The following is a 12853-nucleotide window of genomic DNA, read 5'->3' on the forward strand; positions in this document are numbered from 1 at the left end:
CGACCGCGTACCGGACAATGGAACCGCCGAGACCGGCCCGCTGCCACGGGCCGGCGCACCAGGACGGACGGGACTGATCAGACATGGGACGGGTCACCGAGCGACGCCGCGTCATCCGCATCCGCGACGGAGCCGTGAGCGCACGCCCGGACACCCTCGTCGGCGAGGAGCCGCTGGAGATCCGCCTCGGCGGCAGGCCGCTCGCCGTCACGATGCGCACGCCGGGCGACGACTTCGCGCTGGCCGCGGGCTTCCTCGTCAGCGAGGGCGTGCTGGGGAGCGACGGGGAGCTGGCGAACATCGTGTACTGCGCGGGCGCCACCGAGGACGGGTCGAACACGTACAACGTGGTGGACGTGCAGCTCGCGCCCGGCGTGCCCGTCCCCGACATCTCCCTGGAACGCAACGTCTACACGTCGTCGTCCTGCGGCCTGTGCGGCAAGGCGAGCCTGGACGCGGTCCGCACGTCCGCCCGCTGGCACCTGGACCCGCCCGCCGACGCCGCGGCCCGCATCACGCCCGCGACCCTGACCGCCCTCCCCGGCCGGCTGCGGGCCGCGCAGCGCGTGTTCGACCGGACCGGCGGGCTGCACGCCGCCGCGCTCTTCGACTCCGACGGCGAACTCCTCGACGTCCGCGAGGACGTGGGCCGCCACAACGCCGTCGACAAGGTCGTCGGCCGCGCCCTCCAGGAGGGCCGGCTGCCGTTGCGCGACACCGTCCTGATGGTCTCGGGCCGGGCGTCGTTCGAACTCGTACAGAAAGCGGTCATGGCGGGCATCCCGGCCCTCGCCGCCGTCTCCGCGCCGTCCTCCCTCGCCGTCGACCTGGCCGTCGAGAGCGGTCTGACGCTGGTCGGGTTCCTGCGGGGGACGTCGATGAACGTGTACGCGGGCGAGGAGCGGATCGCGCTGGGCGCGGCGGCGGGGAGGGCCTGAGAGCGGGGTGCGAGCCGGGGAGGGCTGAGCGCGGGGCTCGGACCGGACAGAGCCCGAGCGCGGGGGGGCGAGCCGGGGAGGGCTGAGCGCGGGGTACGAGCCGGACAGGGCCTGAGCACGGGGTGCCAACCGGACAGAGCCCGAGCGCGGGGTTCGGACCGGGCAGCACGTCAGCCCGCCCCCGGCTCCCCCTCCGAGCCCGCCCCCGACTTCCCCTTCGGTTCCGCCCCCGGCTCCACCACCCGCGCGAGCAGCGCCATCAGCTGCTCCCGCTCGGCCGGGGTGAGGCCCGCGGTCAGCTCGTCGTTGGCCCGGTCGCCCAGTTCCTCCGTACGCCGGAGCCGGTGCCGCCCCGCCGCGGAGATCTCGACGGCGTTCTTGCGCCGGTCCTTCGGGTCGGGGGTGCGCGTCACCAGCCCGTCGGCCTGGAGGTCGTTGACGACGGCGACCATGTCCTTGGGGTCGATGCCCACACTGCGGCCCAGTTCGGCCTGGGAGACGGGCCCCAGTTCGCCGACGGCCGAGAGCACCGCGTGGTGCATCATCCGCATCCCCTCCTCGGCCAGCGCCTCCGCGACGAGGCGGTGGCCGCGGGCCGCCGCGCGGCCGAGCAGCCAGCTGGGGAGGGAGCGGATGCGGGAGGGGGCGTACGGAGTCTCGGGCATGGGACCAGCCTATCCGCAAAACCATTGGGTGCCCCAACAAACACTGCTACCGTTGGGGCACCCAATGGTTCTCGGGCGATCCGATCCCGGGCGACCGCCCCTGCGTGGCGTCCGGCCGCGCCCACCCTCCCGGAGGTGCCCGTGCGGCGAGTCCGTTTCCATTCCTACGGCGGACCCGAAGTCCTGCGCGTCGAGGAGACCGAGGTCCCCGTGCCGGGCCCCGGCGAACTGCTCGTCCGTACGGAGGCCATCGGCGTGACGCTGCCGTCCGTCCGCCGGACGCGCGGTGACGGGAACGGCGGTGGCGTGCCGCTCCCCGCCGTGCTCGGCGGCGAGGTGGCCGGTGCGGTCGTCGGCCTGGGCCCGGACGTCACCGGGTTCGCGGTCGGCGACCGTGTCACCTCGCTCTCCTTCACCGGCTCGTACACCGAGGCGGCCACCGTGCCCGCCGCGATGGCCGCCCGCATACCGGACGCCGCGGCCGCCGTGGACGCCGTCGCCCTGGTACGCGGCGGACAGGTCGCGCTCGCAGCGCTGGCCACCGCCGCCCCGGCCGACGGGGAGTCGGTGCTGATCACGGGCGCGGCCGGCGCCACCGGGCACCTGGCGGTGCAACTGGCCAAGCTGCGGGGCGTGTCGCGGGTGGTGGCGGCCGTCAGCTCCGCCGCGAAGGCGGACTTCCTGTACGGGCTCGGCGCCGACGAGGTCGTGACGTACGAGGACGCGTCCTGGGGCGAGCCCGTCGACATCGTCCTCGACGGCGTCGGCGGGGAGCTGCTGCCGCGCGCGGTGGCGGCCCTCGCGCCGGGCGGACGGCTGGTGTTCTTCAACTCGGGCGGCGGTACGGTCCCGGCCTACGACCTCCTCGCGGGCGCCAAGACGATCACCGGCCTCACCATGGCGCGGTTCGCCGCCACCCGCCCGGAGCGGTACGAGCGGCACGGCGCCGAGCTGTGGGACCACTTCTTCGCCGGGCGCCTGCGAGCCGCCGTGCACGCCCGGGTTCCGCTGGCCGAGGCGGCCCGCGCGCACGAGATCATCGAGACCCGCGCCAACCTCGGCAAGGTCGTACTGATCCCCTGAGCAGTCCTCACGGCGAGAGCCGTACTGATGTGCCCGCCGTGGTGCGGACGGGGGAAATCCGGCCGGGTGCGAAGAACCGCCGCGTGTGGCTTGTGGCGGTGCCGGGGGCCCAGTAGCTTCCTGCGCACTGGAGAGCGGACATGGGACGTCCTACGTCGGATGTCCGGCACCGGTCATACGTCTGGTCATCGTCCGGTCGTACGTCTCCTCTCTCATCCTCCGCGACGCCTCGCCGATGCCTCGCCGATGCCTCGAAGGGCAGGTCGGATCATGACGTCACCGTTCCGCGCACACGACAACCACCGCCGCAGACCCGCCACCGGGGCCGGCGCCCCCGCCCACGGCGGCCCCCGGGCCCGGATCGGCACCCGGCCCCGGGTCCGCACCCTGGCCGCGCTCGCCACGGCGGCCGCCGTCCTCGTCCCGGTGGCCACCGCCCAGGCCCGTCCGGCGCCCCCCGCCGCCACCTCCCGTACCGCCTCCCCCGCCACCGGCTTCGAGCAGCAGGTACTGTTCAAGGCGTCCCAGGAGCACGGCTACGCGTGCTTCCGCATCCCGGCGATCGTCCGGTCCACCGCCGGCACCCTGCTGGCCTTCGCCGAGGGCCGGGTGCGCGACTGCGGAGACGCCGGCGACATAGACCTCGTACTGAAACGCTCCACCGACGGCGGCCGCACCTGGGGCCCCCTCCAGGTCGTCAACGAGGGCGGCGGGGACACCCACGGCAACCCCGCCCCCGTCGTCGACCGCGAGACCGGCCGCATCCTGCTCGCGGAGACCTACAACAAGGGCCGCCCCGACGCCGCGAACTGCGGCGTACCCTGCGACCGCACCCCGCACCTCCAGTACAGCGACGACGACGGCGCCACCTGGTCCGCGCCCCGCGACCTGACCGCCGAACTCCGGCCCGCCGGCTGGAACTCCTGGTACGCCACCGGCCCCGTGCACGGCGTCCAGCTCGCCCGCGGACGGCACGCCGGACGCCTGGTCCTCACCGTCAACGCGGAGAGCTACGCGGGCGGCCGGACAACCGCCAACCACGCGGCACTCGTGCTCAGCGACGACGGCGGCGACAACTGGCGCGTCGGCGCCGTGGACAGCTACCCGATCGCCGCCGACGGCACGTTCCGTCAGAAGCCGTCCGAGATGAGCCTGCTGGAACGTTCCGACGGCTCGGTGTACGTCAACGCGCGCGAGCAGGACGGCACCGACCTCGGCCACCGCACGGCGGCCGTCAGCCACGACGGCGGCGAGACCTTCGCCCGGCCCTTCCGCACCCTGCCCGACCTGTACGCGCCGATGGTGCAGGGCTCGGTGCTACGGCTGCCGGCACCCGGCTCCGGCAAGGCAGGCCGTACGCTGCTCGCCGCGCCCGCCGACCCGGACCGCCGCCGTACCATGACCGTCCGCTCCTCCTACGACGAGGGCCGCACCTGGGAAGGCGTCGACCGGGGCGCCCGGGTCACCACCGACTGGTCCGGCTACTCCGACCTGGTGTCCGTCGCGCCCGGCTCGACCGGTCTGCTGTACGAGGGCGGCGCGGCCGACGCCCGGGACGAGATCCGCTTCGCGCGCTTCACCGACGACTGGCTCGGCCCGCGCCGCGCCCCCGACCCGACGACGCCCGACCACGGGCGGCACGCCCGTCCGGCGCTCGCCCTGGGCGGCGCCCGGCCGGCCGCCGGCCGCTTCGGCGACGGGCTCTCCTTCGACGGCCGGGACGACGCCGTACGGCTGCCCTTCCGCCGCGCACTGCCCCTCGGCAGCGGCGACTTCACGTGCAGCCTCTGGTTCCGCTACCGCGCCGCCTCCGGTGAGCAGCCCTTCCTGTGGATGGGCGGGGTGGGCAGCCGCAGTCCGCAGGTGGCGCTGCGCGGCGACCCCGCGCGTAACCGGGTCGTCGCCCACATCACCGCGCTCGACGGGGCCCGGCCGCCCGCCACCGCCGAGGTCGCCGCCACCGCCGCGTACAACGACGGCGCGTGGCACCACCTGGCGCTGCGGCGCACCGGCGGACGGCTGACACTCACCGTCGACGGCGCCGAGACCCGCACGGTCCCCGACGTGCCGGGCTCCGTGAGCCGCACCTCGGTCTTCGGCGTCCACGCGGGCCAGAAGGTGGACAGCCGCTCCCAGCTCTCCGGCGACCTGGACGAGGTGCGGGTCTACGGGCGCGCGCTGGACGACGACGAGCTGGCACGCGTACGCGGGGACAACGCCCGCGTCCCCGGTCCCGTCGTCCTGCACCTGCCGCTGGACCGGGTGGACGAGGAGGACTGACGACCCGTCACATCACGGGTGTGCGCCGGTAGTCACGGAGCGGAGTGGGCCGGTCGTACCGCACCGGCCTGCTCCGCGCCGCCTGGATCGACACCAAGCCGCGGCCGCACCCCCGCCTCTCGCTCGCCGGGCTCGGTCAGATCCCCGGGCCCGCCCCCGGTCCCGGACTCCCGATCATCGGGCGCCTGTGCCGCGTACCGCTTCGCGAGGACCGCGCAGACCATCAGCTGCATCTGGTGGAACAGCATCAGCGGCAGCACCGCCAGCCCGGCCTGCGCGCCGAACAGGACACTGGCCATGGGGAGCCCGGCGGCCAGGCTCTTCTTCGAGCCTGCGAACGTGATGGCGATCCGGTCGCCGCGGGCGAACCCGGCCTTCCTGGAACCGTAGGACGTGATCGTCAGCATCAGGGCCAGCAGGACGGCCTCGACGGCCAGCAGGCCCAGCAGGCGCCACGGCGAGACCTGGTGCCAGATGCCCTGGACCATGCCCGTGCTGAAGGCGGTGTAGACGACGAGGAGTATCGAGCCGCGGTCGACGAGGCCCAGGATCTTCTTGTGGCGGGTGATGAAGCCGGTGATCCAGCGGCGCAGCAGCTGGCCGGCGAGGAACGGCACCAGGAGCTGGAAGACGATCGAGACCAGTGAGCTCGCCGAGAACCCGCCGCCGTCACTGCCCAGGAGGAGCGCCGCAAGCAGCGGTGTCACGACGATCCCGATGAGGCTGGAGAAGGAGCCCGCGCAGATCGCCGCCGCGACGTTGCCGCGCGCTATGGAGGTGAAGGCGATCGAGGACTGCACGGTGGAGGGCACCAGGCACAGGAAGAGCAGGCCGGTGTAGAGGGGCTGCGTCAGGAGGTACGGGACGAGGCCGCCGGCGGCCAGCCCCAGCAGGGGGAAGAGGACGAACGTGCACGCCAGCACCGTCAGATGCAGTCGCCACTGGCGCATCCCGTCCACCGCCTCCCGCGTGGAGAGCCGGGCGCCGTAGAGGAAGAAGAGCAGCGCCACGGCACCGGTCGACGCGTCGTCGGCGACGGTGGCGGCCGCACCGCGGGCGGGGAGCAGGGCCGCGAGGCCGACGGTACCGACGAGGGCCAGGATGAATCCGTCCACGGGGAGCCAGGAGGGGATTCTGAGCTGAGGGCGGCGCATGTTCTCTCTTCGCGGGTGGGGCGGGTGGGGCGAGGGGGCGAGGGGCGGACAGTGCGGGAGGGGCTGACGATGCAGGTGCGGCGAGCGGTGCAGGTGGGTTGAACGGTGCAGGTGGTGTGGACGGTGCCCTCTCCAGCCTGCCTGGTGGTACAGCCATCGGGAAGCCCTCTCACCGTGGTGACTGTCATCATGATGTGTGATGAACGATGGTGTGATGATGCGCGGAGACGCGTGATGAGTGACCGGACCGGGGCCATGTTCGATCCCGTACAGCTGCGGACGTTCCTCGCGGTGGCGCAGACGCTGAGCTTCACGCAGGCCGCGCACCGGCTCGGCCTGCGGCAGTCCACCGTGAGCCAGCACGTGCGCAAGCTGGAGGACGCGGCCGGGCGGCGGCTGTTCGCCCGGGACACCCATGCCGTGGACCTCACCGAGGACGGTGAGGCGATGCTCGGCTTCGCCCGCACCATCCTGGAGGCCAACGAACGGGCCGCGGGCTTCTTCACGGGCACGCGGCTGCGCGGCCGGCTGCGGTTCGGGGCCTCGGAGGACTTCGTGCTGACCCGGATGCCGGAGGTGCTGGAGGAGTTCCGGCGCGACCACCCCGAGGTGGACCTGGAGCTGACGGTCGAACTCTCCGGGACGCTGCACGAACTGCTGGCGGCCGGCCGTCTCGACCTCGTACTGGCCAAGCGGCGCCCCGGCCCGGCACGCGGCCGGGCGGAGGCGCCCACCGGCCGGCTCGTCTGGCGGGACCGGCTGGTGTGGGTCGGCACGGACCGGCTGCGGCTGGACGCGCGGCGGCCGGTCCCGCTGGTGGTGTTCCCGCCGCCGGCGGTGACCCGGGCCCGCGCGCTGGAGGCGCTGGAGCGACAGGGCCGCGACTGGCGCATCGCCTGTACGAGCGGCAGCCTCAACGGCCTGATCGCGGCCACCCGGGCGGGCCTGGGCGTGATGGCCCACAGCCTCGGCATGATCCCGCCCGGCCTGGGGCGGGTGCCGTCCCGGGCCGGGTTGCCGGATCTCGGCGGGGTGGACTTCGTCCTGCTGCACGGGGAACGGGACGGTGCGGCCAGGGGCCCGGCGGACGCGCTGGCCGACGCGATACTGGCGGGCGGCGACCGACTGCAGTTGCCGTGACGGCGCGGCCGCGGCGAGCCGCCGTCCCTCCGACCGACGGAGAACGCCGGAGAACGCCGGAGTACGGCGGAGTACGGCGGAGTACGGCGGACGGCCGCCCCGCCCGTACCGGCGCGCTCGCCCGGAAAAGACGCGCCGGGCCACGAAGAGATTTGGTGCAGATCCGGTCCCGGCGTCGTGATCGTCGGGGGCACGGCGCCCCCGACGATGTCCGGGCTTCTCCTGAGTAGCCCGTTTTCGCCTCATGACCAGCGACTACGCCACCGGTCCGGCCGGCCGGCCGCCCCTCCCGCGGGCCGCGGTGTTGGGGTACGGTCTCGGCCCGGTGAGAAGCACGTCGAGGAGCTGGGTCATTGCGCGAGTTCTCCGTCCCGCCTTTGGCGACGGCGCCCCGCGTCGGCGGGTTGGCGGACGCTGTGTTCGATCATGCCGGCTCGGATCCCGGCCGGACCGCGCTGGCGCGCAAGGACGACGCCGGCCGGTGGCAGGACGTGACCGCGGCGCAGTTCCGTGACGAGGTGCTGGCCCTGGCCAAGGGGCTGCTCGCGCAGGGCGTCCGGTTCGGCGACCGGGTCGGGATCATGTCCCGTACCCGCTACGAGTGGACGCTGTTCGACTTCGCCCTGTGGTCCGTGGGCGCCCAGCCCGTACCGCTGTATCCCACCTCGTCCGCCGAGCAGGTCTTCTGGATGCTGCACGACGCGGGGGTGTCGGCCTGCATGGTGGAGCACGAGGACCACGCGATGACCGTCGGCTCGGTCATCGACCGGCTGCCGCAGCTGCGCCGCCTGTGGCAGCTGGACGCCGACCCGGTCACCGAGCTGACGGCGGCGGGCGCGCACCTGGAGGACGACGTGGTGCACCGCCACCGGATGGCGGTCACCCCGGACGCGACCGCCACGGTCATCTACACCTCCGGCACCACCGGCCGCCCGAAGGGCTGCGTGATCAGCCACGCGAACTTCATGGCCGAGGCCGACAACGTCGTCCAGCGCTACGAGACGGTGTTCCACTCCAGGCCCGGCGACGAGGCGTCCACCCTGCTGTTCCTGCCGCTCGCCCATGTCTTCGGCCGGATGGTGCAGGTCGCGGCGGTACGCGGGCGGGTCAAGCTCGGCCACCAGCCCGAGCTGTCCGCCGCCGCCCTGCTGCCGGACCTCCAGTCGTTCCGGCCCAGCTTCATCCTCGCCGTGCCGTACATCTTCGAGAAGGTCTTCGCGGCGGCCCGGCGCAAGGCCGAGGCGGAGGGGCGGCTCGGCCCGTTCGAGAAAGCCGTCGACGTGGCGGTCCGCTACGCCGAGGCGCTGGAGCACAAGGCGTTCGGCACCGCGTCCGGACCCGGCGCGCCGCTGCGCATGCAGCACCAGCTCTTCGACAAGCTGGTCTACAGCAAGGTGCGGGAGGCGATGGGCGGCCGGGTGCGGCACGCCATGTCGGGCGGTTCGGCGATGGAGCGCCGGCTCGGGCTGTTCTTCGCCGGCGCCGGTGTGACCATCTACGAGGGGTACGGCCTGACGGAGTCCACCGCCGCCGCCACCGCCAACCCGCCCGAGCGCACCCGCTTCGGCACGGTCGGCTCCCCCGTCCCCGGGACGACCGTGCACATCGCCGAGGACGGCGAGATCTGGCTGCACGGCGGCCAGGTCTTCCAGGGCTACCTGAACAACGCGCGGGCCACCGACGCCGTCCTGCGCGACGGCTGGCTGGCCACCGGCGATCTCGGCGCGCTCGACGAGGACGGCTACCTGACGATCACCGGCCGGAAGAAGGAGATCCTGGTGACCTCCGGCGGCAAGACTCTCTCCCCGGTCGTCCTGGAGGAGCGGGTCCGGGCGCACCCGCTGGTCGCCCAGTGCATCGTCGTCGGCAACGACCGCCCGTACGTGGCCGCGCTGGTGACGCTGGACCCGGAGGCGGTCGGGCACTGGCTCAGGATGCGCGGCAAGCCGGAGCTGCCGCCGACCGACCTGGTGCACGACCCCGACCTGGAGACGGAGATCCGGCGGGCCGTGGTCGCCGCCAACACGCTGGTCTCGCAGGCCGAGTCGATCCGTACGTTCCGGATACTGGCGCACCAGTTCAGCGAGGAGCACGGTCTGCTGACGCCGTCGCTCAAGCTGAAGCGCAAGGCCATCGAGGCGGCGTACGCGACGGAGGTGGAGGCGCTGTACCGGGCGTGAGGGGGCACGAGGGGCCGCACGGTCGTACCCCCGCCTCCCCCGCGCGGCGGAGGCGGTTCGTCCCCCGGCCGGAGGTGCCGTCCGGGCGCCGCCGGGAGGCTCGTGTCATGAACACCGAACAGCTCATGGGCCGCCAGGTCCTCCTGGGGCGCGTGGCCGTCGCGGCCTGCGCCCCGTACCTCCTCCTCAAACTGCTGTGGATCCTGGGCCATGACCTCGGCATCGTGGACGTGGGCAGGGCCGGCCGGGGCACCTGGATCGCGGCCAACGCCGTCACGTTCCTGATGGACGCCGTCGCCGCCGCCATCGCGTACACCCTCACCCGCCCGTCCGGCCTGCGGGCCCCCGCCTGGCTGCTCGCACTGCCCCTGTGGATGGCGGCCGGGCTGCTCACGCCCTTGATGATCACCGTGCCCACCGGCTCCGCCGTCGCCGCCCTGACCGGCGCGGCGAATCCGATGGCATCCGGCGACTTCCTCGAACCCTGGGTCTACGTGCTGGTCTACGGCGCCTTCATCGTCGAGGGCCTCACCCTGCTGAGCGCGTTCTGGCTCTACGCGCACCGGCGCTGGGGCACGCTGCTGCGGCGGCGGCTGGAGTCCGTACCCGCTCCCGCCGCTGGTGTACGGGCGGCACGGCGGTTGCTCGGTGTGCCCGCTGCGGTGCTCCTCGCCGTACTCGGCATCGTCGACGTGCTGTGGGGCCTCGGGGTGCCGACGGGCCCCGGAGCGGCGGCCCTGCCCGCGCGGAGCGTCGTCACGGCCACGTCCGGCGTGGTCCAGGGCCTGCTGGCGCTGGCCGGCGCGGCCGGGCTGGCCGCTCTCCTCTTTCCCCACCGGGGGCGGCTGCGGCGGCTGCGTACGCGGGTGCCGCTCGCGCTGGCCTGGCTGGGCTCCGCGACGGTGTTCGCGTGGGGCGGGACGATGTGGCTCTCGTGGACCGTGGCCGACGCCCTGACCGGCGGCGGGCCGGCTCCCACCCGCGGCCTGCCCGGCCTGGCGGGCGCCCTGGAGCTGGTCACGGGGCTGGTCGTGCTCTGCCTCGGCGCCCTCACCCTGGCCGCCGAGACGGCCCGTACGGCGTCCTCGTCCGCACCCGCGCCGGAAGGTGTCGGCACGGGCTGAACTTTTCCGCACGTACCGAAGGTGCGCGGGAATGCTCCGTACGGGATGATCGTTGACGTTGGAGAACATGTACGACGACCTAAGGATCGAATCGCTCGTGAGCAAGGTCCCCCACATCACCCTCAACAACGACGTCGCCATGCCGCAGCTCGGCTACGGCGTCTGGCAGGTGCCGGACGACGAGGCCGCCACGGCCGTCGGCCACGCCCTGGAAGCCGGGTACCGCAGCATCGACACCGCCGCGATCTACGGCAACGAGGAGGGCACGGGGAAGGCGCTCGCCGCCTCCGGCATCGCGCGTGACGAGCTCTTCGTGACGACGAAGCTGTGGAACGACGAGCAGGGCTACGACGCGACCCTGCGCGCCTTCGACACCTCCCTCGGCAAGCTGGGCCTGGAGTACGTGGATCTGTACCTGATCCACTGGCCGATGCCCGCCAAGGACACGTACGTGGACACGTACCGGGCGTTCGAGAAGATCTACGCAGAGGGCCGCGCCAAGGCCATCGGCGTCTCCAACTTCCAGCCCGCCCACCTGGAGCGGCTGATGGGCGAGACGTCCGTCGTGCCCGCGGTCAACCAGGTCGAGCTGCACCCGCAGCTCCAGCAGTCCGAGCTGCGCGCCTTCCACGCCCGGCACGGCATCGCGACCGAGGCCTGGTCGCCGCTGGGCCAGGGCAAGGACCTCCTGAAGAACACGACCGTCACCGGGCTCGCCGAGAAGTACGGGCGCACCCCCGCGCAGATCGTGCTCCGCTGGCACCTCCAGCTCGGCAATGTCGTCATCCCGAAGTCCGTGACCCCGTCCCGGATCAAGGAGAACATCGACGTCTTCGGCTTCGAGCTGGACGACGCCGACCTGTCCGCCCTCGCGGCCCTGGACTCCGGCACCCGCCTGGGCCCGGACCCGGACACCATGAACGGCTGAGACGCCTGCCCGGACTCCGGTCCGGTGCGGCACCTTCCGGCGCCGCCGCCCCACCCGGGACGGCGGCGCCGCCTTTTCCGTCCCGTCCGTTCCATCTCCTCCTCGCGTCCCTCCCAGCTCACACCCGGTTTCCCGGTTTCCCACGCCCCGCGGGGGACGGGAAACCCCTTGGCCCGCAGCCCGGCGCGGGACGAAGGTCAGGGTGCCGGGTCCGGGCAGCCGACGGCCCCGGCGCACCGAGGATCACCCAACGGAGGAGCTTCAGATGATCCGCATTCCCCGCGCCGCCGCCGCTCTCGCGGCCACCGCGGCCGTCTTCGCCCTCGGCGGCGGCACCATGGCCACCGCCGCCGGTCCGGCCCCTGCCCGCCAGACAACCTCGCCCGCGGTCCAGGCCGTCGTCTGCACCGTCAACGACAACGGCGTCAACTACCGCGGCGGCCCGGGCACCGGCTACCCGGTGCTGGGCCAGGTGAACCGGGGCCAGAAGATGAACGCGCGCGGCACCGAAGGCTCCTGGGTCATGGGTGACCTGTGGGGCGGCCGCACCGGGGTGTGGATCCACCGCGCCTACCTGGACTGCTGAGGACCGGCCCGCCGGCCCGGCCACAGGCCCGCGCTCCGGGCCGGCGAGCTGATCACACGGCGGGGTGGTGGAGGGGTCTTCCCGGCCGGGAGGGCCACCACCCCGCCCGGCACCGGCCGGCCGCCGTTCGGCCACGTCCTGCCCATCGCGCACGAGAGCACACCGACGGGGGCGTGCGCGGCAGGCCATGGACGTGGCTCTACGGGGGGCGGCGGCCGGGCGGTGCCGTCGCGTCCCGCCCGCTCCCAGGGCGGGGCGCTCAGTCGACGAAGATGCAGAAGGGGTGGCCCGCAGGATCGGCATAGACCCGGAAGGGTTCTTCCGGCCCCTGCTTGTTGTCGGACAGCAGGCGGCCGCCGAGGCTCAGGACCCGTTCGTGCTGCGCCGTGAGTTCCTCGACCGACGACACGCTCAGATCCAGGTGCAGCTGCTGCGGCACCGGCCCGTCGGGCCACGTCGGCCGCGTCAGCCGGCCGACGTGCTGGAAGGCCAGCCGCGGCCTGCCGTCGGCGGTGTGCAGTACCAGCCAGTCCTGCCCCCGTTCGTCGGGTCGCCCCGCCTCGGGCGGTTCGTCCCCGGGCCTGTAGACCAGGCCGAGCAGCGAGCGGTAGAACTCCGCCAGCCCCCGGATGTCGGTGCTGTCCAGCACCACCTGGTGCAGAGTCAGCGCGTTCGCTCCGGACAATGTGATCACCTCTGACAGCGGGTGTCCCCCGCGCGCCGGTCGGAAACAGAAGCGATCGTCATTTACCGTCCTGCCCCGCCCGGCGGCCGG

Annotated in this window: 11 protein-coding genes; 8 read left to right on the top strand and 3 right to left on the bottom strand. The window is 73.6% G+C overall.

Annotated features, from left to right (window positions below; all coding sequences use genetic code 11):
- The first annotated feature begins 83 nt into the window (after positions 1-83).
- A complete protein-coding gene (gene fdhD, locus OEIGOIKO_RS06220) occupies positions 84-938 on the top strand; it encodes a formate dehydrogenase accessory sulfurtransferase FdhD (protein WP_125052573.1) in 855 nt (284 codons plus the stop codon).
- A 170-nt stretch (positions 939-1108) separates the two neighbouring features.
- Here the strand turns inward: fdhD and OEIGOIKO_RS06225 are convergent, their stop codons facing one another.
- Positions 1109-1603, bottom strand: coding sequence for a MarR family winged helix-turn-helix transcriptional regulator (locus OEIGOIKO_RS06225; protein ID WP_125052575.1), 495 nt, complete (start codon positions 1601-1603; stop codon positions 1109-1111).
- A 141-nt stretch (positions 1604-1744) separates the two neighbouring features.
- On the opposite strand from OEIGOIKO_RS06225, the gene OEIGOIKO_RS06230 reads away from it, so the two are divergent.
- Both OEIGOIKO_RS06230 and OEIGOIKO_RS06235 read left to right on the top strand, forming a co-directional pair.
- Complete coding sequence (locus tag OEIGOIKO_RS06230) at positions 1745-2686, top strand: quinone oxidoreductase family protein (RefSeq protein ID WP_125058494.1); 942 nt, start codon at positions 1745-1747, stop codon at positions 2684-2686.
- 270 nt (positions 2687-2956) lie between these two features.
- Entirely contained in the window at positions 2957-4966 is a 2010-nt protein-coding gene (locus OEIGOIKO_RS06235) for an exo-alpha-sialidase (RefSeq protein ID WP_174857132.1), read from the top strand.
- A gap of 32 nt (positions 4967-4998) precedes the next feature.
- Here the strand turns inward: OEIGOIKO_RS06235 and OEIGOIKO_RS06240 are convergent, their stop codons facing one another.
- On the bottom strand, positions 4999-6120 hold the full coding sequence (locus OEIGOIKO_RS06240; RefSeq protein ID WP_125052577.1) for a bile acid:sodium symporter family protein: 1122 nt from the start codon (positions 6118-6120) through the stop codon (positions 4999-5001).
- A gap of 255 nt (positions 6121-6375) precedes the next feature.
- On the opposite strand from OEIGOIKO_RS06240, the gene OEIGOIKO_RS06245 reads away from it, so the two are divergent.
- The 5 genes from OEIGOIKO_RS06245 (at position 6376) to OEIGOIKO_RS06265 (ending at position 12078) form a co-directional block, all read left to right on the top strand.
- Entirely contained in the window at positions 6376-7260 is an 885-nt protein-coding gene (locus tag OEIGOIKO_RS06245) for a LysR family transcriptional regulator (RefSeq protein WP_125058498.1), read from the top strand.
- 353 nt (positions 7261-7613) lie between these two features.
- Positions 7614-9440 (top strand): AMP-dependent synthetase/ligase, encoded by a 1827-nt coding sequence (locus OEIGOIKO_RS06250; protein ID WP_246177232.1) that lies wholly within the window; start codon positions 7614-7616, stop codon positions 9438-9440.
- A 107-nt stretch (positions 9441-9547) separates the two neighbouring features.
- Positions 9548-10564 carry a hypothetical protein gene (locus tag OEIGOIKO_RS06255; RefSeq protein ID WP_125052579.1) on the top strand — a complete coding sequence of 339 codons (1017 nt, stop codon included), beginning with the start codon at positions 9548-9550 and terminating at the stop codon, positions 10562-10564.
- 97 nt (positions 10565-10661) lie between these two features.
- Positions 10662-11492: an aldo/keto reductase gene (locus OEIGOIKO_RS06260; RefSeq protein WP_125052581.1), complete on the top strand. Its 831-nt coding sequence runs from the start codon at positions 10662-10664 to the stop codon at positions 11490-11492.
- 265 nt (positions 11493-11757) lie between these two features.
- Positions 11758-12078 carry an SH3 domain-containing protein gene (locus tag OEIGOIKO_RS06265; RefSeq protein WP_125052583.1) on the top strand — a complete coding sequence of 107 codons (321 nt, stop codon included), beginning with the start codon at positions 11758-11760 and terminating at the stop codon, positions 12076-12078.
- 259 nt (positions 12079-12337) lie between these two features.
- Here OEIGOIKO_RS06265 and OEIGOIKO_RS06270 read toward each other — a convergent pair whose 3' ends face one another.
- Positions 12338-12763: a VOC family protein gene (locus tag OEIGOIKO_RS06270; protein WP_125052585.1), complete on the bottom strand. Its 426-nt coding sequence runs from the start codon at positions 12761-12763 to the stop codon at positions 12338-12340.
- Positions 12764-12853: the final 90 nt, after the last annotated feature.

Origin of the sequence: Streptomyces paromomycinus, from assembly GCF_003865155.1 — a bacterium.
GTDB classification, from domain to species: domain Bacteria; phylum Actinomycetota; class Actinomycetes; order Streptomycetales; family Streptomycetaceae; genus Streptomyces; species Streptomyces chrestomyceticus.